The organism is Fontimonas sp. FW305-C-3 (assembly GCF_058783185.1).
The window spans coordinates 600,509-624,559 of sequence record NZ_JBYSYK010000003.1; the positions used below are offsets into that span (position 1 = coordinate 600,509).

Genomic DNA, 24,051 nt, shown 5'->3' on the forward strand with positions numbered 1-24,051 from the left:
CTCTCGTATGTCGTCTGTTCGGCACTCTGCGCGCTTGCGCGGACTTTCTTTGACCGCCATCGCGAGTGGTATCGCCGCGGTCTGCAGTTTCCAGGTCATGGCACAGCAAGCCGCCCCTGCGGCGGATGCATTGTTTGCCGAGCCGACCGAACCGGAAGTGATTGCGGTCCAGCCGCTGCGCGCCGGCAAGGCCGCCGAGGGCAAGGATGACGCGACCGCGCTGGACTCGATCGAAGTCACCGGCTCGCGCCTGAGCCGCGCCGATTTTGAAGGCGCCCTGCCGGTCACCGTGATCAACCGCGACGACATCGCCGCCACCGGCAAGATCTCGATCGCCGATGCGCTGCGCAGCTCGACCTTCAACAGCTTCGGTTCGTACACCTCCGTGTCCGGCAGCACCGGCCAGGGTCAATCGGTCGCATCGCTGCGCGGATTGGGCTCGAATCGCACGCTGGTACTGGTGGATGGCCGCCGCATCGCGACCTCGCCGTCGCTGCAGGGTGCGGGCGTCGATCTCAACACGATTCCGCTGGCGGCCGTCGAGCGCATCGAAGTGCTGTCCGACGGCGCTTCCGCGGTCTACGGTTCGGACGCCATCGGCGGCGTCATCAACGTGATCCTGCGCAAGGATTTCAGCGGCGTCGAACTGTCGGCCGGCATGGGCCGTCCGGACAACGCCGGCGGCGACGAGAACGACATCTCAATGGTCGCGGGCATCTCGAACGGCGACAGCCGCATGCTGTTCGGCGCCTCGTATACCGACCGCGCGCCAATCTATCTGCGCGATCGCGATTTCTCGCGGGCACGCGTCGGCACACCGAACGCCCAGGGCATCTACAACTTCTCCGAAACCAGCGGCATCAGCGGCTTCGGCAACACGATCCTGAGCGCCGACGAAACCCAGACCTTCGCCGTCGGCGACGCCGGTTGCCCGCAGGACCAGGGCTTCTACCGGATGGTCGACGACGTCGGCAACTTCACCGGCATCCAGGGCGGCGCGATGTGCGGTTTCGACTTCTCGCAGTTCGCAGCCGACACGACCAAGCTGTCGACCAAATCGCTGTTCGTGAAGTACGGCTACGACATCAACCTTGACCTGAGCTTCGACATCACCGCGACTTACGCGCAGTCGGACAGCTTCGGCCGCTTCGCACAGGCGCCGGACCTGCTGGAAGTCCCGGGCGATGCTCCGACCAATCCCTTCGGTCAGGACGTCTTGGTGTTTCATCGCTTCGCGCCGTTAGGCACGCGTGACAACACGAATCAGTCCGGCGTGCTGAGCATCCTGCCGGTACTGCGTTACAGCTTCGACGATTCGGATATCGAAGTCGGCGCGCGCATCAGCCGCTTCCGCTTCACCGACACCGGCAACGGTTACCTGCTGCGCTCGGTGGCCCGCGCCGCCGCGGCCGATGGCAGCTACAACCCGTTCGACTTCTCGAATCCGGGTACTGAAGACACGCTCAACTCGATGAAGGTTACGACCAGCCGCAACGGTCTGACCGAATATCGCGAGGCCTTCAGCACGCTGCGCATGCCCCTGTTCGAGATCGCCAATGGCGTGGTCGACAGCGCCGTGGGCGTCGAGTACCGCAAGGAACGCTACTTCGACAAGTACGATTCCCAGTCGGAAGCCGGCACCGTCGGCGGCTCGTCGGGCAACTCGTCCAGCGGCAGCCGCAACGCCTATGCCGTGTTCGGTGAAGTGGTGGTGCCAGTGCTGCAGACGCTGGAGTTCGACGTCGCTGCCCGCTACGACCATTACTCGGACGCCGCCGGTGGCGCGTTCAGCCCGAAGGTTTCGGTGCGCTGGCAGGCGATGGACAACCTGACCGTCCGCGGCTCGGCCGGCAAGGGCTTCCGCGCGCCGCTGCTCAGCGAGCTGAATGCGAAGGACGCGTTCAGCGCCGAAAGCGCCCGCGACCTGGTCAGCTGCCGCGCGGCTACGCCGCCGGTGCCGGATGCGCAGTGCGCCGAAGCGCAGTACGACACGTTCATCAAGGCCAATCCGGCGCTCGATCCGGAAACCTCGACGCAGTTCGGCCTCGGCATCGCGATGCAGCCGACGGACTGGGCGTCCTTCACGCTCGACTACTACAACATCGAGATCAAGGATTCGCTGACGACCTACACCGCGCAGAGCCTGATCTTCCGCGAGCTGCTGGGCCAGGAGCTGCCGGAGAACACCGCGGTCAATCGCACCGACACCGGCCGCATCGACTCGATCGAGACGACGACGGACAACATCGCGCTGATCTCGACGCAGGGTCTCGACCTGTTGCTCAACACGGAATTCGGTTTCGACGGCTGGGGCGTGATCAAGCCCACCCTCGCGGCCACTTATGTGCTGAGCTACAAGGAAGACGACGGTGTGCTGCCGAACCGCGAGAAGATCGAAGATCCGGGTTATCCGGAATATCGTCTGACGGCGTCGCTGCCGTGGGTCATCGAATCCTTCACGACGACCTGGAACACGACGTTCATTCCGTCGACCGCCGCCGCCACCGATCCGGGCGATCCGGACCCGCTGGCGCTGCGCCAGTCCGGCCATGTCGCCTCGAACACGGTGCATGACGTCCAGCTGAAGTGGGATTCGCCGTGGAACGGTTCGCTGGTCTTCGGCATCCGCGACGTCTTCGATCGCGGCGTCTCGACGAACTTCAACCTGACCAGCCCGTTCTACGATCAGACCCTGTATGAGCCGGTCGGCCGCATGCCGTATGCGCGCATCATCCAGCGCTTCTGAGCAGAACGCAGAAACAGAAAAGGGGCCGAAAGGCCCCTTTTCTTTACGCGACGACTTCGCAATCAGCCGCTGAGCACCAGATTGTCGCGGTGAATCATCTCTGGTTCGCCGGGGCCGCCGAGGCGCTGCATCAGTTCGTCCGACTTGGCGCCAGCGATCTTGCGCGCATCGTCGGCGTCGTAATTGCACAGGCCGCGCGCCACTTCGCGCCCCTGAGCATCCACGCAGGTGACCAGATCGCCGCGCAGGAAATCGCCGTCGATGCCGCGCACGCCGACCGGCAGCAGGCTGCGGCCACGCTCGCGCAGCACCTGGGCGGCGCCGTCGTCGAGCAGCAGACGTCCGCGCACTTGTAGCTGGCCGGCAATCCAGCGCTTGCGCGCCGCCATGACGCCTTGAGCGGGCTGCAGCAGGGTGCCGACCGCCTCGCCGCGCTGAATGCGCGCGAGCACGTCCGGCAGGCGGCCGTGGGCGATCACTGTCGCTGCGCCGGAACGCGCCGCGGTGTAGGCGGCGACGAGCTTGGTGCGCATGCCGCCGCGGCCAAGTTCACCCTTGCTCTCGCCGGCCATGGCCATCAAGCGGGTGTCCGTAAGTGGCGCTTCGCTGACCAGCTTGGCCTCGGGATTGGTGCGCGGATCGCTGTCGAACAGGCCGTCCTGGTCGGTCAGGATCACCAGCAGGTCGGCCTGAATCAGGTTGGCGGTCAGCGCGCCGAGGGTGTCGTTATCGCCCAGGCGGATTTCATCGGTGGCGACCGTGTCGTTCTCGTTGACAACCGGCACCGCGCCAAATTCGAGCAGCGCCTTGAGCGTTCCCTGCGCGTTCAGATAGCGCGCGCGGTCGGCAACATCTTCATGTGTCAGAAGGACCTGCGCTGCTTTTGTATTGTGCTTGTTGAACTCGGTCTCGTAGGCGCGGACCAGGCCCATCTGGCCGACGGCGGCGGCGGCCTGCAGGTCATGAATGATCGCCGGGCGCTTCTTCAGGCCCAGGCGCGCCATGCCTTCAGCGACCGCGCCGGACGACACCAGTACCACCTGGATGCCCGCGGCGCGCAGGCGCGAGATCTGTTCGCACCAATCGGCAATCGCGACCTGGTCCAGGCCCGCGCCCTTGGCGGTGACCAGCGAACTGCCGACTTTGATGACCCAGCGGCGACCTTCGGACAGTTTGGAACGTGCGTCACTCATGGGGATGCTGCCGGCATGGCGCCGGCTATCGAATGGTTCTGGGTTTAATCGCGGGGCCGCTTCGGCGGCGCTTGACGACGCTTCTTGGTGCTCGCCGTGATCGCGCGGCCAAGGTCCTTGTTCGGCACTTCTTCGCCCTGCTTGCGACGCGCCACCGGTGCGCGGCGCGGCTTCTTCACCGGCGCGGCGGCGGCCAGCGCGGCGATCTCGGCGTCCTTGGCCGCCAGTTCGGCGGCAGCAGCCTCGACCTTGGCCTCGACCCAGGTCATCGCCGCTTCGCAAAGTTCATCGCAGCCGCGGCGGGTGGCCGCGGAAATCGCGAACCAGCGACCTTTCCAGCGCAGCTTCTTGAGCGTCTTCTCGATCAGCTTTTGAGATTCGGCCTCGGTCATGACATCGATCTTGTTGAAGACCAGCCATTGCTCTTTCTGCGCCAGTTCGGCGCTGAAGGCCTTCAACTCGCCGTTGATCGTCTTGATGTTCTCGACGATGTCGCTTTCATCTGGCGGCAGGATGTCGACCAGATGCAGCATCAGGCGCGTGCGCTGCAGATGCTTGAGGAAACGGATGCCCAGACCGGCGCCATCGGCGGCGCCTTCGATCAGGCCGGGGATGTCGACCATGACGAACGAGCGCGACATGCCGAGCGACACCACGCCCGGCTGCGGATACAGCGTCGTAAACGGATAATCGGCGATCTTCGGCCGTGCCGCCGACGCCGACGCCAGCAGCGTCGACTTGCCGGCGTTCGGCAGACCGAGCAGGCCGACGTCCGCCATCAGCGACAGCTCTAGGCGCAGCTCACGCAGGTCGCCCGGCTCGCCCTTGGTGCACTTGTACGGCGTGCGGTTGATCGAGGACTTGAAGTGCGGATTGCCGAGGCCGCGCGCGCCGCCCTTGGCGACCTTGATGCGCTGGTTCGGCCGCATCAGTTCGCCGATCAGCTCATCGGTGCCCGCATCGAAGATGCGCGTGCCGAGCGGCATGCGGATTTCCAGATCTTCGCCGCCGGCGCCGTTGCAGTTCGAACCCTGCCCGGTAACGCCCGATGCGGCGCGGAATTTACGCGTGTAACGGAAATCCGCGAGCGTGTTGAGATTGGCTTCGGAGACAGCCCAGACGCTACCGCCTTCGCCGCCGTCGCCGCCGTCCGGTCCTCCGAACGGGATGTATTTCAGGCGCAGGAAGCTGATGCAGCCGTTGCCGCCCTTGCCTCCCTCGACCAGAATTTTTGCTTCGTCGACAAACTTCACTTCAAGGCCACTCAGAAATCCAACACAGCAATCGTGCAACAGACAAAAAAGCCCCGGGAGTCCGGGGCTTTTTGTCGATCAACTCGCGGATCAGGCCGGAACCACGTCCACGTGCAGCTTGTTGTTGGCGCCGCGCTTGCGGAACGTCACCGTGCCTTCAACCAGGGCGAACAGCGTGTGATCGCGGCCGAGGCCGACATTCACGCCCGGGCGGTACGTCGTGCCACGCTGGCGGATGATGATGTTGCCCGGAATCACGTTCTCGCCGCCGAACTTCTTGACGCCAAGTCGCTTGCTCTCTGAATCGCGGCCGTTACGAGTACTGCCGCCTGCTTTTTTATGTGCCATTTCGCTTAACTCCTGATTCTGGTCTGGTCTTGGGAATCGAGCGCTTTAGGCGCCGACGATTTCGGAGATCTTCACTTCCGTGAAGTTCTGGCGATGGCCCATTTCCTTGTGATAGTGCTTGCGGCGACGGTGCTTGACGATGCGCACCTTCTCACCACGGCCGTGCGAGATCACCTCGGCCTTGACGGCAGCGCCTGCAACCTTCGGCGCGCCAACCTTGAGTGCGTCGCCATTGGCGATCATCAGCACTTCGTCGAAAGAGACCGTGCTGCCGACTTCGGCAACCAGGCTTTCGACCTTGAGGGTCAGACCCTGAACCACTTTGTACTGCTTACCACCCGTCTTGATCACGGCGTACATGTTAAAACTCCAAGCTGAACAACGATCTAATTTTAGTTGTAAGCCGCGGCGGTACAGCCACCCGGCCCAAATGAAGCGCGCAATTGTAGGGACAGGCCCTGCCCGCGTCAATGTTTACCCACAGGCTGTCCACTGCCGGCAGGCGCGGCCCGCAGCCCTGGCCAAGTCCATGCATTCAAAACGAAACCTTCGGGCAAAACCTTAATTGACTCCACCCGGACAGCCCCCTAGCATCCCGCCGCGATGAAACTCCAAGACATTCTCTCCCCGATCGCCGGCGACATGCAGCGGGTCGACGCCACGATCCGCAGCCGTTTGCACTCGGAAGTGGCACTAATCAACGAAATTGGCGCCCATATCGTGTCGGCCGGCGGCAAGCGCCTGCGCCCGGCCCTGGTCCTGCTCAGCGCCCGGGCGCTGGGCTGCGGCACCGACGAGGCGATCCTGCATGCTGCAACGATCGAGTTCATCCACACCGCCACCCTGCTGCACGACGACGTGGTCGACGAGTCCGGCCTGCGCCGCGGCCTGAAGACCGCTAACGCGGTCTGGGGTAATGCCGGCGCGGTCCTGGCGGGCGACTTTGTCTACTCGCGCAGCTTCCAGATGATGGTCGACAGCGGCCGCATGGAAGTCATGCGCATCATGGCCGACACCACCAACGCCATCGCCGAGGGTGAGGTGCTGCAGCTGCTCAACGCTGGCGATGCAGCCGTCGACGAGGCGCGCTACCTGCGCGTCATCGAGCTCAAGACGGCCCGCCTGTTCGAAGGCGGCTGCCGGCTCGGCGCCGTCGCTGCCGACCAGCCCCAGGCCGTCCAGGACGCCCTGGGCCGTTATGGCCACCACCTGGGCATCGCTTTCCAGCTGGTCGACGACCTGCTCGACTACATCGCCGACCCCGCCGTCAGCGGCAAGAACATCGGCACCGACCTTGCCGAAGGCAAGCCGACCCTGCCCCTGATCCATGCCATGAAGACCGGAAATGCCGCGCAAAGCGCGCTGATCGGTCAGGCAATTCGCGAGGGCCGCGTCGATCAGCTCAAGGAAGTGATGGAAATTGTTGAATCCACCGGAGCGATTCCTTACACTCGCGCCCTCGCTGAACGGCACAGCCGCGAAGCGACCGAGGCTTTAAGCGAAATTCCCGTTTCGGCTTACAAGACCGCCTTGGTTGATCTGGCCCGCTACAACGCGAATCGCGCGGCGTAAGCCAGTCAAAGCAACAAGCGGGGTGTAGCTCAGTTTGGTAGAGCGCTTGCTTCGGGAGCAAGAGGCCGTAGGTTCGAATCCTATCACCCCGACCAACCGCGTCATCGAAAAGCCCGGCCAGCGCCGGGCTTTTTGCGTTGTGGGCTATGCGGCGTCGTAACTGACGCCAATGATCTCGATGAGCTGCACGCCGCCCGGCAGATGCACGGTGATCTGGTCGCCTTCCGATTTGCCGAGCAGGCCGCGTGCGACTGGCGAGTCGATGCTGATGCGGCCGGCCTGCGCATCGGTCTCGTCGGCGCCGACGATGCAATAGCGCCGCGTGTCGCCCTGCTCGTCGGCAATCTCGACCCAAGCACCGAAGTAGACCTTGCCGTCGCTGCGCGGGCGCACGTCGACGACGGTGACCTCCTGTAGCCGCGTCGTCAGGTATTTCAGCCGCGCATCGATTTCGCGCAGTTCCTTCTTGCGGTACTGGTATTCGGCGTTCTCGCTGCGGTCGCCTTCGGCGGCAGCCGCCGTCAAGGCGCGTACGACCTCGGGCCGGCGCTCGCGCCAGAGGTGATCGAACTCCGTCTTCAGGCGCGCATGCCCCGCCGCGGTGATGTGCGGCGAGGACTTCTCCGGTGGCGGACGCCAGCGCGACATGCCAGGGCAGGAATCGGCCGGGCTCAGCCCATCTTCAGCAGATCGTCCGGCAGGAAGAAGTCCGGCGCGAGATCCTTGTCCGGTGTGCCCGGCACGGCGGCGTACTTGGAGAAATCGGTAACACCGGCTTCGCGCAGCACAACATCATCGACACAGAACTGGCCGCTGAATTCGCGTGAGGGTTTGCAGAGGATCACATGTGCGGCATCGGCCATGATCTCGGCGGTGCGCGACTTCTTCATGACCATGTCGCCGCCGACCATCTGCACCGCGGCAGTCGCGATCGTCGTGTGCGGCCACAGCGAGTTGGCGGCGATGCCGTCCTTACGGAACTCCTCGGCCCAGCCGAGCGTGCACAGGCTCATGCCGTACTTGGCCATCGAGTACGCCACATGCGGCGCAAACCAGCGCGGGCGCATCTCCAGCGGCGGCGACAGCGTCAGGATGTGCGGATTGGCGGCCTTCTTCAGATGCGGAATACAGACACGGCCCGTGAGGTACGTGCCGCGCGCGTTGATCCCGTTCATCAGGTCATAGCGCTTCATGTCGGTATGCAGCGTGCCAGTCAGGCCGATCGCGCTGGCGTTGTTGACGAGGATGTCGATGCCGCCGAAGGTCTCGACGGTCTTCGCGACCGCCGCCTTGACCTGCTCCTCGTCGCGAATGTCGCAGAGGATCGGCAGGCCCTTGCCGCCCGCTGCATCGATCTCCTGCGCGGAGCTGTAGATCGTGCCGGGCAGTTTCGGATGCGGTTCCGCGGTCTTCGCAGCGATCGCGACGTTGGCGCCGTCGCGCGCGGCGCGCAGCGCAATCGCCAGACCGATACCGCGCGATCCGCCGGTGATGAACAGCGTCTTTCCCTTGAGGCTCATGGGCGATCCTGAATGTCCTGAAATGAGGGTCAAAGCCTAGCCGTTGAGGACCGGGCTCGCATCAACAATCTGCATTGCTGATGCCGCTACAGCATCGCCGTCGCACGCGCCAGCCGCTCGGCCTGGATACGGTTGAGGTTGCGGTAGATCACCGCAGCGATGCGCGGATAGCGGATACGCAGGCGTTCGAGATCCTGCGAATCGAAGCGCAGCAGGCGCACGGCGGAGATCGTGTCGACATTCGCGGTACGGCGCTGGCCGAAGTAGCCGGCCTCGCCCATCACGCCGCCGCGCTGTACCGTCGACAGGATCTTGTTTTCACCATTGCGCTCGACCGAAGCCTGCAAGGTGCCGTCGACGACGACGTAGATGTCGCGCGCGTAGTCGCCCTGCTGGATCACCCGCGTACCCGCTTCGTGCTTTTCGAGCCGCGACACCAGCGCGAAGATGCGCGCCTGACGCAGCGAGAGGCCGGAGAACAGCGGGATCGTATGCTGCGGCGACTGCCCAAGATCGAGGCGGACAATATCCCACAGCGTGACGATGCGCAGCTTGGAGCCGAGCGCCGGGGTCAACAGCAGATCGGCGGCCCAGGCGATGATCATCGTGAACGCCGCCAGCGCGCCAAACTGCACCTGGTTCTGCAGCTCGCTGCCGGTGAACACCATGAAGCCGGCCACCAGCGCGAGCATCGTGAACGTCACCGGCCGCATGACCGTCACCAACGCGCTCTTGATGGCCGCTTTCTCGCTGGCCTTGGCGCGCGCATCGACGTTGAAGCGTGTCAGGAAGTGAATCGTGTCGTCGACGGCAATGCCGAGCACGACGCAGGCGATCAGGCTGGTCGTCGGATTGAGCGTGATGTCGAACAGGCCGAGCACGGCGAAGTACAGGCCGACCGGCAACAGGTTCGGCAGCATCGCCAGCAGCGCGGAGCGCGCCGACGTGAACATCAGCGCCAGCATTGCCCAGATCGCCGTCGACGCAATCAGCAGCGAACTGAGCTGTCCGGAAGCGATCTCGTTGACCGTGCGGGTCGCCAGCACCGGACTGCCGGTCACACGGCCGTTGAGCGGCGGCGTCATGAGCCGCAGGCGGCTCTCGGTACGCTGGACGAAATCGGCGATCGGAATCGAGCCGTCGACGTTGATGCGCACGGCGATCAGCGCCGTGCGGAAGCGTGAATCGATGACGCGGCGAATCTCGTCGCTGCCGCCGAAGATCAGCAGCTGCTTGATCGCGGTTGCGTTGTCCGGGATCCGGTATTGCTTCGGATCGCCGTCGTTGAGATTGCGATTGATCAGCTTGAGATGATCGACGTAGGAAACCGCCGCACCGACTTCGGGCTGCTGACGCAGCCAGTCCTGCAGCTGGTCGATCTCGCGGATCAGTGCCGGATCGGTCAGTGCATCGTTGACGTAGGTCTCGATGACGATCGACACCAGATTCGCGCCGTTGAACGCGCTGTTGATCGCCTCGTAGTCGACGCGCACTTCCGCATCGGCGTGGAAACCCTTGATGTACTCGGTGCCGACGCGAATCTTGCTGATCAGGTACAGATCGACCGGAATCGACAGCACGGCGATCGCGATGATCCAGTTGCGCCATTTGAGGTCGAACAGCGCGATCTTGCGTGCCTTGCGGGCAAAGAACGCTTCACCCGTAGCCCGTAGCTGCCGCTTCGGTCCGAGGTAGGTCAGGATCGACGGCAGAAACAGCAGGCACAGGAACGTCGAGTACATCACGCCCAGCGACGACAGCACGCCGAACTGCTGGATCGCCGGCAGCGAGCCGGGCAGCAGCGCCAGGAAGCCGGCGATCGTCGTCGCGGTTGACAGCATCAGCGCGGCACCGATGCGGCGGATCACGCGCTCCAGGCGCACGAACGTCGTCTCGCTGTGCCGCGCTTCGTAGAACTCGGCGAGCACATGCACCGTGTACGACAGACAGATCGTCGTCACCAGCGGCGGCACGATCGCCGTGACCAGGTTGATCGACAGATCGAGCACGACGGCGCTCGCCATCGTCCACAGCTGAGACAGGGCGATTGCGGTCGTTGCCCACAGCACCGCGCGGACGCTGCGATAGGCGAAAAGCAGCATGACGACGACTAGCGCAAAAATCGCCGGCATCGTGAACGCCAGCGTGCGCAGGATCGCGTCAGTGGTTGCCGCCTTGATCACCGGACTGCCGGTGATCCAGACCTGTTCCGCACCGGTGATCTCTTGCGCCAGGGCACGAATCTGCCCGGTGTAGTTCTCCGCTCGAAACTCGTTCTCGTCGATGCTGTTCAGCGACAGCGCAAACGCCGCGACCTTGCCGTCCGCCGACACCAGCGCGTCGCGATACATCGGATTGTCGCGAATCTGCTCGGCAAAGCCCGCCACCGAAGCCGGATTGCTGCGCGCCTGTGCGGCGAAGGTGCTCAGATCGATGCCGAAGTCGTCGGCGACCGGATTCTGCGCCGTCGCGATCGAGATGACCTGGCTGATGCCCGGCAACTCGCGCAGACGCCGCGAGAGCTGGTCGATCTTCTCGATGTTCTCGGCGCTGTAGACCGTGTCGAAACGCAGCGCGAGCAGAATCGGATCGGTCTCGCCGAACTGCTCGCGTACCCGGTCGAACAGCGCACGGTCCTCGTCGGTCGCCGGCAGCAGTCGCTCCAGCGACGGATCGACCTGCAGGCGGATTTTTCCGGTGTGATGATCAACCAGCGTCAACGCTGCCGCGATCGAGATCAGCGCGGTCAGCAGCAGAATCGGCAGCGGATGCGCCGCCAGCCAGTTGATCAGGCGCTGCATGGGCTAGCCCCCGACGTAGAAAGTGCTGGGATTGAAATAGCGGCCGGACAGGCTGATGTCGCTGCTGAGACCCACGATGCGGATGCGCGTCTTCGAGCCCAGGCCCAGGTCGCTCATCAAGGCCTCGCCGGCATACCAGATCGCGCCGGCCTGACGCAGCGACTTCGGGTCGACATCGAAGCGCTTGCGCACGGTCGTGCCTTCGGTGAAATCGGCGCGCAGACCGACGCAGGTCTGCTGATCGACCCACAGCTTCACATTGGAAAACCGCGACTGTCCGGCGGCCGCATCCGGCTTGACCTGGACGATATAAACCTTGCGGCCGGCCAGATCGCCCTCGCCTTCCAGCGTGCTGTGGCCATCGGTGAATGCGTTGTTGAGCTGACGCAGATCGCTGTAGGAAATATCGGTGCCCCACAGCGTGCCTTCGGCGTCGGCGCCGGTCACGCGCCTGACCTTGTTGAGCGCCGGCACGTAGATGTACTTCTCGTCACCGCCTTCCTTTTCGCGCAGCAGGTAGGCGGCACCTGCCATGTCGGTCGGCGCCGAGATCTTCATCATCGCACGCAGCTTTTCTTCCTCGCGCACCGCATGCAGACGCCCGCGCAACTCGCGGATGCCGCCGGCACGGTCGGTCGCGGTAAGGTCGAATTCCTTGATCTGGACGGATTTCGGGATATTGGCCCGCATGCAGGCGTTGACCTCTTCCATCGTCTTTGCCTGAGCGGCCGCAGCCGGCAGCAGCGTCAAGGCCATCGCCCACAACAGACGCCGAGCGCCCGTGCTCAAACTGGTCATGCGTGCCGCCCCCATGGTTTTAGACCCTTTAGGTTTTCAGACCCTTTCTCGGACCGATTCTGACACTGTTACCGATCGGCGTGCGCGACGTTCTGCCAAGGACTTGGCATAGGCATCGGCACCGATCTCCTTGAAACTCCGCAGAGCCCGCTGCTCGGCCTGCTCGCGGTCCTGCGGCCGCAACGCCCAGTGCGCATGGGCCATATGCAGCCACGGCCGGTAGCCCTCGGCGCCGGTGAAGTCGATCAGCGCCTCCATCTGCGCAAGTCCAACCGCGGCCTCGGCGCGCCGCGCAGCGGTCGCCGGCAGGCGCAGCCAGACCAGCCAGGCCACCAGCTCCCAGGACTTCGCACCGACGGTCAGCGCGCTGTCGCGTGCCGCGCGGGCCAGCGTCTCGGCGCGCTCGACGTTGCCGCAGCCCAGCTCCGCGGTGGCCAGCAGCGAAAGCACATTGGCTTCGAACTGGTAGGCGTTGGCGCCCTTGACCACCAGCGGCAACACCTCGGTCAGCACTTCGCGCGCCTCGCTGTAACGCCGGTTGAGGCAGAGCGCCAAGCCGTAGCCGCGTAATGCAAAGGCACGGAAGAACGCGCTGCCGAACTTCTCCGCCTGCTCGACGGCGTGCATGGCCGCCGGCAGCGCCGCCGCCAGATCGCCATTGAACGACGCGAGATCGACCAGGCCGACATGCATCCAGCTGGCGGCCTTGCCGTGCTGCTGCGCGTAATGCAGCGCCTCGTGCAGATGGTCCGAGGAATCCGCGAGCCGCCCCAGCCAGGCCAGCGTCAGACCGTAGAAACCGCGCGACATGTAGTTTTCGTCGTCGACCGGGCGCCGGCTCCAGTCGCTACCGGCGATATCGAGAATCTCGACGATGCGTCGCACCTGGCCGGCGGAGTTGTAGGTCTGCAGCACAGCGAGGCGGAAGCGGTTGATCAGCGGCGCCATACCGTTGTTCATGCACAGCTCGATCGCCTCGCCATGGATGCGCTGCCCGGCGTCGACTTCACCGCGATGCAGCAGATCGCTGCCGTAGGAAATCAGCAGCTCAATCTCGCAGGCGACTTCGCCGCAGGCCTCGGCCATCGCGCGGGCTTCGGCGTAAACCCGATCGGTCTCGCTTTCGCTGATCGTCGTGAACTGCGCCAGACGGATCACGCCGGCGCGGGCAGCGATGCGTGCGCGCCCGACCTCGGGGCTGTCCGGCGCGCGATCGTAGTTCGCCAGGGCGCGCTGAAACTGATCCTGCGTCAGCGCGATGTTCTGCGTCAGCGCCCAGCGCGTCGCGATCAGGTTCCAGCGCCCGGCATGCGCCCACTCGTTGCTGCGTTGCCAGTGGTCGGCAATGCGCAGCGCGATCTCGCCCGGCTGTTCGGCTGCCTCCGGATGACGCGACTCCAGAATTGCCGCCAGCCTTGCGTGCACGGTGCGGCGATGCGCCTCAAGCTGCGTGCGGTACGTGACCTCCTGCACCAGCGGATGGCAGAACGCGTAGCGCTGCTCGTCGCGGTGATGAACGAAGCCGAGTTCCTCGAGCGCTGCCAGATCCTGCTCGACGAGGGCTTCGCTTTCGCCGTTCAAGGTCGCCAGCAGGTCGATGTCGAAATCCTGTCCGATCACCGCCGCGGACTGCAGACGCCCACGCAGCCGGTCCGGCAGGCGATCGACGCGCGCCGCCAGCAGCGCCTGCACGCTATCGGGCAACGGCCATTCCTGGATCGCGCGCACCATGCGCCATTCGCGCGGCCGGCCCTGCAACCATCCGCCTTCGGCCAGCGCCAGGACCGCCTCTTCGACGAAGAACGGATTGCCGCCGGCGCGCTGCGCGAGGCTCTGCACCAGCGGCTGGGCGGACGCATGGCTGCCGAGCAGATTGCGGGCGAGCTGTTCGAGGTGTTCGGCCTGCAGCGCGGAAACCATGATCGATTCATCGATCAGCGGCTGCAGCCAGTCGCTCGCATAGTCCGGGCGGAAATTGACCAGCAACAGGCAGCGATGATTGCGCACATGCGTCATCAGGCGCTGCAGGAATTCCTCGGTCGCGCTGTCTGCGAAATGCAGATCCTCGACCAGCAGAACCTGCGGGCGAAGACCGGTGGAGAACTCGTCGCAAGGCAGATATTCCGCCAGGCGTTCCATCATCTGCTCGGAAGCCGGCGTCCCCTGCGCGCTCGTGTCGCGCGCTTCGGCAATCCCCAGAAAATCGAAGACATGCGGCAGCACTGCCGCGTTCGCCTGATCTTCAAGCAACAAGGCGCCGGCAATCCAGCGCCGCGCCTCCGGCGCCGTGGCGTTGTCCGGCACGCCGAGTTTCGCGCGCAACAGCTGGCGGATCGGGAACATCGGCACGCGCGCCGCGTAAGGCACGCCGGTGGCGCGCAACACATCGACGCCAGACCGCGCGCAGGCATTCGCGAACTCATGACACAGGCGCGATTTGCCGATGCCGGCATTGCCGACGACGGCGACAACCTGGCCGCTGCCATTGCGCACCTGATCCATCGCCGCGAGCAGTTGCTGCAACTCATGCTCGCGACCGATGAACGGAGAACCGGAGCGCGCCAGACTGCGATCGAGCCGGGTACGCAGGCCCTGGCTGTTCTCCAGCTCGAAAACCTCGACCGGCTGGTCGAGCCCCGCAACCTGGGTCTGCCCCAGCGGGCGCAGGCGGAAATACCCTTCAAGCAGCGCCGCGGTGTCGCGCGAAAGATAGATTCGCCCCGGCTCGCAGATGTGCTCCATGCGCGCGGCGAGATTGACCGTCGGTCCCTGTGCGGTGTAATCGCTGCGCAGTCCGTCGCCGATGCGGCCGACCACGACTTCGCCGCTGTTGAGGCCGACGCGCATCGAGAGATTGAGGCTATGCTTGAGGCGAAGATCGTCGGCGAAGCGGCGCACCTCGGACTGCATCTCCAGCGCCGCCCGCGCCGCGAACTGGGCGTGATCCTCCAGCGCGCGCGGCGCACCGAACAGCGCCATGATGCCGTCGCCGGTGTACTGGTTGAGCGTGCCTTCATACTCGTGGACGACGCGCGACAGGATGCCGAAAAAGCCGTCGAGCACTTCGTGCCACAGCTCGGCGCCGGCCTGCTCCGCCAATTGCGTCGAACCCTTGATGTCGGCAAACAGCACCGTCACGCGCTTGCGCTCGCCCTGCACCGTGGCCGGCTGAGCCAGGGTTTCCTGCAGATGCCGCGGGGTGTAGCTGCGCTGCGTCTCGCCAAGGCGGGTGCCGCATTGATTGCAGAACCGCGCGCCGGCGGCATTGCCCGCCCCGCAGTCGCCGCAATTCAGAATGCCGTCACTCATCGTCCACTCGGAGATTTGCCTGGGAGCCCGCCCGGAAAGCCTGATACCGAAGTATCCATTGTGCGCCGTCGCGCGCCAATGACCCGGCGGGTAAAGAACGTGAAGCGGGCCTCGGTTTGACTGAACCCTGGTCCCTGGTCCACGGTGGCGGCCCAACGGATGACTAAGAACGATCCATGATGCTCATCGTCGGTGCCGGTGCGGTCGGCACCATCCTGACCGCCTACCTGAGCAATGTCGGGCGCGAACCCCTGCAGCTCTATACCCGCGCCAAGGACCTGGCGACCTTGCAGGGGCTGGCTGAAGTCCGCGTCGAGCAGGCCGGCAGCGGACGCCCGCCCATCCTCGCGCCACGGCCGGCCCTGACCCAGTCGCTCGCGCTGGACGGCATCGATTACCTGTTGATCTGCGTCAAATTCCCCCAGCTCGAAGGGCTGCTGGACCAGCTGGGCGATATTCCCGCCGGGACGACGATCGTCTCGACACTGAACGGCATCAGCGCATTGCGGCGCATCCGCGCGCGCTATCCGAGGACCCGGGTCGTGCCGATGTCGGTGATGTTCAACGGCCAGCTGCTGGCGCCGCTGCATGCGCAGCTGACGACGCGCCCTTCCGCGCTGATCGGCAGCGATGATCCGCGGCTGCTGGCGGCATTCCGCGGCGGCGGTATGCAGGTCACGCAGGTCGCCGGCGAATCGGCGGCCTGGGGCAAGCTGCTGATCAACCTGGCCAACGCGATCTGCGCGCTGACGCACACGACGTTCAAGGATCTGTTCACCCGCCGCGAGCTGCGCGTCACCTATGCCGCGGTTGCCGGCGAAGCGGTTGACCTGCTGGAACGCGCCGGCATTGCCTACAAGCTGCCGATGCCGATCCCGTTCTCGGTCTACAAGAAACTGCTGACCGGCAACACGCCGCTGCTGTGGTGGATCGCGCGGATCAAGAACGGCCTGAATGAAGGCGCCTACCCGTCGATGGTTTCCGACATCGCCAACGGCCGGCTGACCGAGGTTGATCAGCTCAATGGCGAGATCGTGCATGTCGGCCAGGAACACCAGTTGCCGACACCGCTCAACCAGAAAATTGTCGAGCTGGTGCATCGGATGGAGGCAGCGGGTCAGCCACCGCCGTACCTGAAGCCATCGGAGTTGCTGGCGTCGCTAGGGCTGAAATAGCGCTCGGGCTTCGATTTCTCAGCATCCGTAGCCCGGGTGCAACCCGGGGGCTGAGCTGAGCAGAACGCGCATCCCGGGTTTCACCCGGGCTACTTTGGATGCGCCTCAGGCTCGCCGATGCTGCTGCGCCGGCTTGCTCATCGTGACCCACTCTTCGGCCGCCGTCGGATGCACGGCAAGCGTGGCGTCCAGATCGCGCTTGGTCGCGCCCATGCGGATCGCGATCGCCAGCAGCTGCATCATCTCGCCGGCGTCGTTGCCGATCATGTGGGCGCCGAGCACCTTGTTGCTGTCGGCGTCGACGACCAGCTTCATCAGTTCGCGTTCGCCGCGTCCGCTGAGCGTCGCCTTGAGCGGACGGAAGCTCGCGCGATAGATGTCGACGTTGGCATGCTGCTCGCGCGCCTTCTGCTCGGTCAGACCGACGGTGCCCAGCTCCGGCGTCGTGAAGACCGCGGTCGGGACCAGCGAATGATCGAAGGCCGTCGGCTTGCCGCCGAACTCGGTATCCGCGAACGCATGGCCTTCGCGGATCGCCACCGGCGTCAGGTTGACGCGATCGGTGACGTCGCCGACCGCGAACACACCGGCGGCCATCGTGCGGGAATATTCGTCGACCGGAATGCTGCCGTTGCGGCCCAGCGTGATGCCGAGCGACTCCAGGCCCAGGCCTGCGGAGTTCGGCTGCCGGCCGATCGCGAAAAGCACACGCTCGGCAACGAGCTTTGAACCATCGTCCAATGTCAGCTGCGCCGCGGCATTCTCCTTGCCCTGCTCGATCGTGCGGATGCCCTGCCCGAGCACGATCTTCACGCCGCGCGCCTGCATCGCCTCGCGCAGATGCTGGCGCAACTCGTCGTCGAAGTTGCGCAGCAGTTCGTCGCCGCGATGAATCAGCGTGACTTCGGCGCCCAGGCCGTGCAACAGGCACGCAAACTCGACGGCGATGTAACCGCCGCCAACGACGACGACGCGCCGCGGCAGCTCCGGCAGATTGAACAGCTCGTTCGAGCTGATGATCGCGCCGCCCAGCGGGAAGCGGTCGTCGTTCTTCGGCGCGCCGCCCGTGGCGATGAGGATCTTTCCGGCGCGGATCGTCTTGCCGTCGGACAGACGGATCGCATGTGGCGCTTCGATGCGGGCGCGACTGCGGTGAAGGACGACCCCGGCCTTTTCCAGATTGCCGGCATAGATGCCTTCGAGGCGCGCGATCTCGCGATCCTTGTTGGCGATCAGGCTGGCCCAGTCGAAAGCCGGCTTTTCCAGCTGCCAGCCGAAACCGGCGGCGTCGGCAAACTCGTCCGCGAAGCGCGAGGCATAGACCATCAGCTTCTTCGGCACGCAGCCACGGATCACGCAGGTGCCGCCGAAGCGATACTCCTCGGCGATGCCGACGCGGGCGCCGTGATTGGCGGCGATCCGCGCGGCGCGAACCCCGCCGGAGCCGCCACCGATGACGAAGAGATCGTAGTCGTCAGCTGCCATCGTTCATGCCCTCGCCGTACCCTTGCCGCGTTGGCCTCAGCGCACCGGCTTGGATTTTCGCGGCCGTTCGCTGGATGGCGGCTTACCCGCACCGACGCCCATCGGCTTCGAGAAAGACTTGCCGCCCGGCTTGTGCGGCGGCTTGCTGCCCGGCGTGAACGGTCGCGGCGCCGGACGCCTTGCCGGCGCTTCGCTGGCTGCCGCCTCGCCAACGCGGCTGATGCGCAGCTGCTTGCCCGAGACCCAGACCTTCTGCAGGTCCTTGAAGATCGCCTTGGGCATGCCCTGAGGCAGATCGATGTGACTGTAGTCGTCGAAGATCTCGATGCGGCCGATGTACTGGCTGTCGATGCCCGCCTCGTTGGCGATCGCACCGACCAGGTTGCCCGGCTTGACGCCATGCTGGTTGCCGACCTCGACGCGGTAGGTTTCCTTGTCGGCATCGTCCGATTTCGCGCGCGGACGCGGCGCTTCGCTGGCGACATGCTCGGACTCGGAACGCAGCGGCGGCCGCGAACGCGCCGGCGGGCGCTCCTGCGGACGCTCTTCGCTGAAGCTCTCGCGCTGCGGCCGCGCACTGCGCTGCGGACGCTCGTCGGCATATGACTCGCGACTCGGCCGCGACTCGCGGGGCTCACGGAACTCGCGCGGCTCGAAGGAAGCGCTGGACGGACGCCCGCCCTCTTCGAGCAGCAGCGGCTCGCCGCCGCGCTGCATGCAGGCCAGTGCGGCGGCAATGTCGAGGATCGACGTCGTGTTTTCCTGCGCCAGCTGGCCGAGTACGCCCTGGAACTGCAGCAGCGCCGAACGGTTGGCGTTGTCCTGCAAGGTCTGCGTGATGCGCTCCTTGAAGCGCGCGATGCGCTGGGCGTTGACCAGATCCGCACTCGGCAGCGGCATCGATTCGATCGGCTGACGCGTTGCGCGCTCGATCGCGCGCAGCAGATGACGTTCGCGCGGCGCGATGAACAGGATCGCCTCGCCGCTGCGCCCGGCGCGGCCGGTGCGGCCGATGCGATGCACGTAAGACTCGGTATCGGTCGGCACGTCGTAGTTGACGACGTGGCTGACGCGCTCGACGTCGAGACCGCGTGCGGCGACGTCGGTCGCGACCAGGATATTCACCGTACCGTCGCGCAGGCGCGCGACGATGCGCTCGCGCTGCGCCTGCTGGACGTCGCCGTTGAGCGCTGCGGCGTCCAGGCCGCGCGCCTGCAGCTTGGTCGCCAGATCCTCGGTCGCGAGCTTGGTGCGCGCGAAGATGATCATCGCCTCGAAAGGCTCGGCTTCGAGGATGCGCGTCAGCGCGTCGAGCTTGTTGGTGCCGCTGACAAGCCAGTAGCGCTGGCGGATGTTGGCCGCCGTCGTTGTCTTGGCCTTGATCGTGATCTCGGCCGGATTGTTCAAATGGGTCTGCGCGATCTTGCGGATCACCGCCGGCATCGTCGCCGAGAACAGCGCGATCTGGCGCTGCGGCGGCGTCTGACTGAGGATCCATTCGATATCGTCGATGAATCCCATGCGCAGCATCTCGTCGGCCTCGTCGAGCACCAGATGGCGCAAGCCGTCGAGGCGCAGCGTGCCGCGCTTGATGTGGTCGACAACGCGGCCTGGCGTGCCGACGACGATGTGCACGCCGCGGCGCAGCGCCTTGAGCTGCGGATCGTAGCTCTGGCCGCCGTAGATCGGCAGCACGTGGAAGCCGGGCATGCTCGACGCGTACCGCTGGAAGGCCTCGGCTACCTGCAGCGCGAGTTCGCGCGTGGGTGCCAGCACCAGCGCCTGCGGTGCGGACTGCCGCAGATCGAGCTTCGCGAGGATCGGCAATGCGAACGCGGCGGTCTTGCCGGTACCGGTCTGCGCCTGGCCGAGTACATCGCGGCCTTCGAGCAGCGGTGGAATGGTGGCGGCCTGGATCGGCGAAGGCGCCTCGTAACCGAGGCTGGAAATGGCGGCAAGCAGGGTTTCCGGCAACCCCAGCGAAGCAAAGTCGGGGGCGGAATCGGGCACAGAACTAGACATGGATATCATCCAGGATGGTCACTAAATGACCATCGCAAACAGGGGCTATTTCGCCCCTGGCGCAGTGTGCACTGAGGGCGCTCAAGCCCACAGTCTGACGAATTCGGCGCCAGCTTGCATGTCGCAACCGTCAAAAACAGCCTGTTTTCAGAGCCTTTTTAGCCTCGGCCCGCTACGCAATGCTGCAGCGCAATAAAAATTATCCGATGACCGCACCGGCGCAGCTGCCGACCCCGGATTTGCGCAAATCGCGCACGCCGGCGGCGATTTCCGCGCCCAGCGCCTGCACCGCCCGCTGATAGCCGGCGACCAGCGCGTCGTAATCCGAGCCGACCGGCTGGCTGATCTGCGTTGTGCAGGTCAGGGTACGGGAGGGTGCGGTATCGCTGGCTCCCTGGCTGATGCTCCAGGTCGCACCGACGACCGTCTGCTGCCCGGGCCAAGCCTCGAAACGGCTGACGTTGACCTTGACCTTCAGCACCGGCAGCCCGTCGGCGGCGGTGAGGCGATAGACGTCGGCGACGCCCAGCGTGGCGCTGAGCTGTTCGGACAGCGCGGTACGGATTTCACGATGCAGCGGCGCGGCCCATTGGCGCGACTCGAGCAGCGCCAGCTCCCCCGGCCCGCGGCGAACCACCAGCTGCGGTACGTCGACCTGCGACGGCACGCTAACCGGCATGACCTCGATCGCGAAATCGCCAGCGCCCGACACCGACCGCGGCTGCGCCGCCTGCAAGGTGTAATAGACCGTCGGCGGAGCGCTGGCGCAGGCGCCGGCCAAAGCGGCGGCAAGCAACAGGGTCAGACGCGAAACACGGTGGCGGATCACGGGGCCTTCTCCGGATTGGGCGCGGATGGATCGGCTGCGGGTGGCGGTGTCGCGGCCGGCACGATGATGTCATCGTCGCCGGCACGCCGGCCGCGGATCAGTGATTCCGGGTGCCGCTGCAGATAGTCGGCAAGCGCGCGCAACGAACGCCCGGCCTGTTCGAGTTCGCCTAGGGTCTGCCGCAGATCCTGCTGCAGGCCCGCATCGCCGGCGAGCAGGCCGCTGTTGGCCGCGTCGATCGCGCGTCGCGCCGCGGACAGCGTCTTGGTCGCTTCCGGCGTCAGCTCGCCGTCGAGACGCTTGATGAGCGCATCGGTGCTCGCGAGCGTGTCGCGCAGGTTGCTGCCGATATCGCCGAACGGCACGTTGCTGATTTCCTCGACGATGCTCGCAATCTGCGTCTGCAGCTGGGCAAGGCTGCCCGGCTCGGTCGGAATGCCGAGCATCTGCTCGTCCGCCATCGGCGCCAGGCTCTTCTTGCTCGGTTTGGCGACCATGTCGAGTGCGACGTACAGCTGGCCGGTCAGCAGATTGCCGCTGCGCAGCTGCGCGCGCAGGCCCGAGCTGACCAGACCGGACAACAGCTCGCGATCGCTGAGCTTGGCATTGGCCGAAGACGCCGCCAGCGTCTCGTAGCCGCGCCCGAGGCGGCGTGGATAGATCGTCGCGAACACATTGCCGACGAAGCGCTTGCCCTCGGCGTCGTACTCGAGCTCCAGCATGTCGACCTGGCCCAGTTCGACGCCGCGGAAATCGATGGGTGCGCCCTCCGTCAGCCCACGCAGCGATTCCGAGAAGCGCATCGCGATGCGCAGCGGCGGACCGGACGGCCGCTCCAGCGCGTCCTTGCGGTCCTTGTGCAGCCAGTAGCGCGTACCGGGCGGCGCCGGCGTGCCGCCTTCGTCGGTGGCAAACGCAATGCCGCCGGCGACAACACTGGCCAGAGATTCGGTATTGAGCTGCAGGCCGCTCGCGCCGATCGACAGATCGACGCCGCTGGCGTTCCAGAAATGCGACTTGTCGGTCACGAACTTGTCGTAGGGCGCGTCGACGAAAATCTGGATCGTCACCGTGTGGCCCTTGGTATCCAGCTCGTAGGCACCGACGCGGCCGACCGCAATGCGCCGGAAGTAGATCGGCGAACCCTGCCCCAGAGAACCCAGATTGGTGCTGTTCAGCACGAAGCTGGTGCCCTTGCTGTCGCGCGTCACCGCCGGCGGCGCGTCGAGGCCTACGAACTGACGTCGTTCGACTTCGGATTCGCCGGCATCCATGCTCAGGTAGGCGCCGGACAACAGCGTATCGAGACCCGACACGCCGCCGGTGTCCACGCGCGGCCGCACGATCCAGAACCGCGTGTCGTCGACCGCCAGACCTTCGGCACTGCGATCAAGCTCGACGCGCACGACGGCCGACTGCAGGTCTTCGCTGAGCGAAATGCCTTTGACCTTGCCGACCAGCACATCCTTGTAGCGCACCTCGGTGATGCCGGCCTCAAGACCGCTGGCGGACTTGAAGCTGATTTCGATGTCGACGCCGGCGTTGAGCAGCGAGCGCACCGCCAGCGCAATCGCAACCAGCGCCGCGACGAGTGGCACCATCCACACCAGCGCCGGCTTCCAGCGCCCGGGTGCGCCGAGCTGCGGTGACGGCAGGCGATCCGGATTCCAGCCCGGCGGCAAGGATGGATCGGGCGTGCTCGGCGTGCTCACTGCGTACTCCCCTTCTGCTTGTCTTCGTTCTGATCCGGATCATCCCACATCAGGCGCGGATCGAAACTCTTGGACGCCAGCATCGTCAGCACGACGACGACGGCGAACGCAACGATGCCGCTACCCGGATGAATCGACGCCAGGTTGCCGAATGGCAGCGCCGCCACCAGCAGGGCGACGACGAATACGTCGAGCATCGACCAATAGCCGATGAATTCGATCGCCCGATACAACTGCGTGCGTTGCATGCGGCTCCAGCTGGATCCGCGCTGCGCAGACAGCAGCAGTACGGCCAGCACCAGAATCTTCAGGATCGGCACCAGGATACTGGCGATGAAGACGATCACCGCAATCTCCGGCGTCCCCGCAGTCCACAGCGTCACGATGCCGCTGAGAATCGTGTCCGAGCGGTCGCGCAGCAAGGTTTCGGTGCGCATCATCGGCAGCAGGTTCGCCGGCAGATACAAGATGGCCGCGGCGATCAGGAACGCCCAGCTGCGCGCCAGGCTGTTCGGCTTGCGCGATGCAACCCGCGCCTGGCAACGCTGGCAGCGCAGGCGCACGCGCTGCGCAGACGGCAGCCGATGCACGGCGCCGCAGCTCGCGCAGGCGACAATCCCCAGGCTGCGTGCGGTCGGCGCGTTCATGCGTCGCATTCCTCGGCACATTCCCAGATCTCATGCAGGCTGAACGTCAGCAGCACCGTCAGCGTGATGGTCAGGCCCGCGACGCAGTACAGCCCCGCTCCTACTGTCAGATCGAAGTCCTTCGCCAGCTTGACCGAGGTGACGAGCACACCGACCAGGAAGACTTCGACCATGCTCCAGGGCCGCGCATGGCGCAGCGCACGCATCGCGATCGCGAAATGCCGCGGCACCCGGCCGGCGCGCAGCGGCACGACGATGTAGAGATACAGCAGCAGCTGAACCAGCGGCAGGCCCAGCAGGCAGACCGCCACTGCCACGGCGACCAGGCCGATACCGGCGTCGTAACTCTGCAGGATGGCGTCCCAGACCGTCGGGCTGGCGACGGCCTTGCCGAGTTTGACGAACACGATCGGCAGGACATTGATCAGCACGAACAGAATCAGGCTGGCCACCGTCACCGCCAGCATCAGATCGAGATTGACCCGGCGCCCGCGGTACAGCTCGCAGCCGCAGCGCGCGCAGCGCGCGACTTCGCCCGTGGCCAGCGACCGCCGTTCGTACACGGCGTCGCAGTCTTCACAGATTGAAAGCGGGCTATGCATTTCTTCGATTGGGGGGAGCGATTGAATCCCGACAGAGTT

At 65.4% G+C, this 24,051-nt stretch carries 18 protein-coding genes and 1 tRNA gene; 4 read left to right on the top strand and 15 right to left on the bottom strand.

Going from position 1 to position 24,051, the window contains the following annotated elements; genetic code table 11:
• Window positions 1-97: 97 nt before the first annotated feature.
• Entirely contained in the window at window positions 98-2,746 is a 2,649-nt protein-coding gene (locus AC3WUF_RS14250; protein ID WP_492426678.1) for a TonB-dependent receptor plug domain-containing protein, read from the top strand.
• A 62-nt stretch (window positions 2,747-2,808) separates the two neighbouring features.
• On the opposite strand, the gene proB is transcribed toward AC3WUF_RS14250, so the two are convergent.
• The 4 genes from proB to rplU form a co-directional block, all read right to left on the bottom strand.
• The gene (proB, locus tag AC3WUF_RS14255) at window positions 2,809-3,939 is read right to left on the bottom strand and encodes a glutamate 5-kinase (protein WP_492426680.1); all 1,131 of its coding nucleotides are present in this window, start codon (window positions 3,937-3,939) and stop codon (window positions 2,809-2,811) included.
• A gap of 44 nt (window positions 3,940-3,983) precedes the next feature.
• A complete protein-coding gene (cgtA, locus tag AC3WUF_RS14260) occupies window positions 3,984-5,192 on the bottom strand; it encodes an Obg family GTPase CgtA (protein ID WP_492426682.1) in 1,209 nt (402 codons plus the stop codon).
• Window positions 5,193-5,282: 90 nt separating this feature from the next.
• On the bottom strand, window positions 5,283-5,540 hold the full coding sequence (rpmA, locus tag AC3WUF_RS14265; RefSeq protein ID WP_492426684.1) for a 50S ribosomal protein L27: 258 nt from the start codon (window positions 5,538-5,540) through the stop codon (window positions 5,283-5,285).
• Between the two features lie 45 nt (window positions 5,541-5,585).
• The gene (rplU, locus tag AC3WUF_RS14270) at window positions 5,586-5,900 is read right to left on the bottom strand and encodes a 50S ribosomal protein L21 (RefSeq protein ID WP_492426686.1); all 315 of its coding nucleotides are present in this window, start codon (window positions 5,898-5,900) and stop codon (window positions 5,586-5,588) included.
• Between the two features lie 243 nt (window positions 5,901-6,143).
• On the opposite strand from rplU, the gene AC3WUF_RS14275 reads away from it, so the two are divergent.
• On the top strand, window positions 6,144-7,112 hold the full coding sequence (locus tag AC3WUF_RS14275) for a polyprenyl synthetase family protein (RefSeq protein WP_492426688.1): 969 nt from the start codon (window positions 6,144-6,146) through the stop codon (window positions 7,110-7,112).
• Window positions 7,113-7,130: 18 nt separating this feature from the next.
• Window positions 7,131-7,207, top strand: a tRNA-Pro gene (locus AC3WUF_RS14280).
• A 49-nt stretch (window positions 7,208-7,256) separates the two neighbouring features.
• Here the strand turns inward: AC3WUF_RS14280 and greB are convergent.
• The 5 genes from greB to AC3WUF_RS14305 form a co-directional block, all read right to left on the bottom strand.
• Entirely contained in the window at window positions 7,257-7,760 is a 504-nt protein-coding gene (gene greB, locus AC3WUF_RS14285) for a transcription elongation factor GreB (RefSeq protein ID WP_492426690.1), read from the bottom strand.
• A gap of 23 nt (window positions 7,761-7,783) precedes the next feature.
• Window positions 7,784-8,632 (bottom strand): SDR family oxidoreductase, encoded by an 849-nt coding sequence (locus AC3WUF_RS14290; RefSeq protein WP_492426692.1) that lies wholly within the window; start codon window positions 8,630-8,632, stop codon window positions 7,784-7,786.
• A gap of 86 nt (window positions 8,633-8,718) precedes the next feature.
• A complete protein-coding gene (locus AC3WUF_RS14295; RefSeq protein ID WP_492426694.1) occupies window positions 8,719-11,433 on the bottom strand; it encodes an MMPL family transporter in 2,715 nt (904 codons plus the stop codon).
• A gap of 3 nt (window positions 11,434-11,436) precedes the next feature.
• Window positions 11,437-12,231 (bottom strand): outer membrane lipoprotein-sorting protein, encoded by a 795-nt coding sequence (locus AC3WUF_RS14300; RefSeq protein ID WP_492426696.1) that lies wholly within the window; start codon window positions 12,229-12,231, stop codon window positions 11,437-11,439.
• A gap of 36 nt (window positions 12,232-12,267) precedes the next feature.
• Complete coding sequence (locus AC3WUF_RS14305; RefSeq protein ID WP_492426698.1) at window positions 12,268-15,540, bottom strand: adenylate/guanylate cyclase domain-containing protein; 3,273 nt, start codon at window positions 15,538-15,540, stop codon at window positions 12,268-12,270.
• Window positions 15,541-15,716: 176 nt separating this feature from the next.
• Between AC3WUF_RS14305 and AC3WUF_RS14310 the strand changes: the two genes are divergently transcribed.
• Complete coding sequence (locus AC3WUF_RS14310) at window positions 15,717-16,715, top strand: ketopantoate reductase family protein (RefSeq protein ID WP_492426700.1); 999 nt, start codon at window positions 15,717-15,719, stop codon at window positions 16,713-16,715.
• A gap of 105 nt (window positions 16,716-16,820) precedes the next feature.
• Here AC3WUF_RS14310 and gor read toward each other — a convergent pair whose 3' ends face one another.
• The 6 genes from gor to AC3WUF_RS14340 all read right to left on the bottom strand — a co-directional run bounded on the left by gor (window position 16,821) and on the right by AC3WUF_RS14340 (window position 23,973).
• Complete coding sequence (gene gor, locus AC3WUF_RS14315) at window positions 16,821-18,200, bottom strand: glutathione-disulfide reductase (RefSeq protein ID WP_492426702.1); 1,380 nt, start codon at window positions 18,198-18,200, stop codon at window positions 16,821-16,823.
• A 36-nt stretch (window positions 18,201-18,236) separates the two neighbouring features.
• Window positions 18,237-20,222 carry a DEAD/DEAH box helicase gene (locus tag AC3WUF_RS14320; RefSeq protein ID WP_492426704.1) on the bottom strand — a complete coding sequence of 662 codons (1,986 nt, stop codon included), beginning with the start codon at window positions 20,220-20,222 and terminating at the stop codon, window positions 18,237-18,239.
• A gap of 199 nt (window positions 20,223-20,421) precedes the next feature.
• Window positions 20,422-21,051 carry a PqiC family protein gene (locus tag AC3WUF_RS14325; RefSeq protein ID WP_492426706.1) on the bottom strand — a complete coding sequence of 210 codons (630 nt, stop codon included), beginning with the start codon at window positions 21,049-21,051 and terminating at the stop codon, window positions 20,422-20,424.
• Window positions 21,048-22,763 (bottom strand): PqiB family protein, encoded by a 1,716-nt coding sequence (locus tag AC3WUF_RS14330; protein WP_492426708.1) that lies wholly within the window; start codon window positions 22,761-22,763, stop codon window positions 21,048-21,050. The genes AC3WUF_RS14325 and AC3WUF_RS14330 overlap by 4 nt, the downstream gene beginning before the upstream one ends.
• The gene (locus AC3WUF_RS14335; RefSeq protein ID WP_492426710.1) at window positions 22,760-23,410 is read right to left on the bottom strand and encodes a paraquat-inducible protein A; all 651 of its coding nucleotides are present in this window, start codon (window positions 23,408-23,410) and stop codon (window positions 22,760-22,762) included. The genes AC3WUF_RS14330 and AC3WUF_RS14335 overlap by 4 nt, the downstream gene beginning before the upstream one ends.
• The gene (locus AC3WUF_RS14340; RefSeq protein ID WP_492426712.1) at window positions 23,407-23,973 is read right to left on the bottom strand and encodes a paraquat-inducible protein A; all 567 of its coding nucleotides are present in this window, start codon (window positions 23,971-23,973) and stop codon (window positions 23,407-23,409) included. The genes AC3WUF_RS14335 and AC3WUF_RS14340 overlap by 4 nt, the downstream gene beginning before the upstream one ends.
• Between the last annotated feature and the right edge of the window lie 78 nt (window positions 23,974-24,051).

What these genes read in the sequence shown, in the direction of transcription:
- AC3WUF_RS14250 (WP_492426678.1), top strand. Translation starts at nt 98, where the DNA reads ATGGCACAGCAAGCCGCCCCTGCGGCGGATGCATTGTTTGCCGAGCCG.
- proB (WP_492426680.1), bottom strand. Translation starts at nt 3,939, where the DNA reads ATGAGTGACGCACGTTCCAAACTGTCCGAAGGTCGCCGCTGGGTCATC.
- rpmA (WP_492426684.1), bottom strand. Translation starts at nt 5,540, where the DNA reads ATGGCACATAAAAAAGCAGGCGGCAGTACTCGTAACGGCCGCGATTCA.
- rplU (WP_492426686.1), bottom strand. Translation starts at nt 5,900, where the DNA reads ATGTACGCCGTGATCAAGACGGGTGGTAAGCAGTACAAAGTGGTTCAG.
- AC3WUF_RS14275 (WP_492426688.1), top strand. Translation starts at nt 6,144, where the DNA reads ATGAAACTCCAAGACATTCTCTCCCCGATCGCCGGCGACATGCAGCGG.
- greB (WP_492426690.1), bottom strand. Translation starts at nt 7,760, where the DNA reads ATGTCGCGCTGGCGTCCGCCACCGGAGAAGTCCTCGCCGCACATCACC.
- AC3WUF_RS14290 (WP_492426692.1), bottom strand. Translation starts at nt 8,632, where the DNA reads ATGAGCCTCAAGGGAAAGACGCTGTTCATCACCGGCGGATCGCGCGGT.
- AC3WUF_RS14295 (WP_492426694.1), bottom strand. Translation starts at nt 11,433, where the DNA reads ATGCAGCGCCTGATCAACTGGCTGGCGGCGCATCCGCTGCCGATTCTG.
- AC3WUF_RS14300 (WP_492426696.1), bottom strand. Translation starts at nt 12,231, where the DNA reads ATGACCAGTTTGAGCACGGGCGCTCGGCGTCTGTTGTGGGCGATGGCC.
- AC3WUF_RS14305 (WP_492426698.1), bottom strand. Translation starts at nt 15,540, where the DNA reads ATGAGTGACGGCATTCTGAATTGCGGCGACTGCGGGGCGGGCAATGCC.
- AC3WUF_RS14310 (WP_492426700.1), top strand. Translation starts at nt 15,717, where the DNA reads ATGATGCTCATCGTCGGTGCCGGTGCGGTCGGCACCATCCTGACCGCC.
- gor (WP_492426702.1), bottom strand. Translation starts at nt 18,200, where the DNA reads ATGGCAGCTGACGACTACGATCTCTTCGTCATCGGTGGCGGCTCCGGC.
- AC3WUF_RS14320 (WP_492426704.1), bottom strand. Translation starts at nt 20,222, where the DNA reads ATGTCTAGTTCTGTGCCCGATTCCGCCCCCGACTTTGCTTCGCTGGGG.
- AC3WUF_RS14335 (WP_492426710.1), bottom strand. Translation starts at nt 23,410, where the DNA reads ATGAACGCGCCGACCGCACGCAGCCTGGGGATTGTCGCCTGCGCGAGC.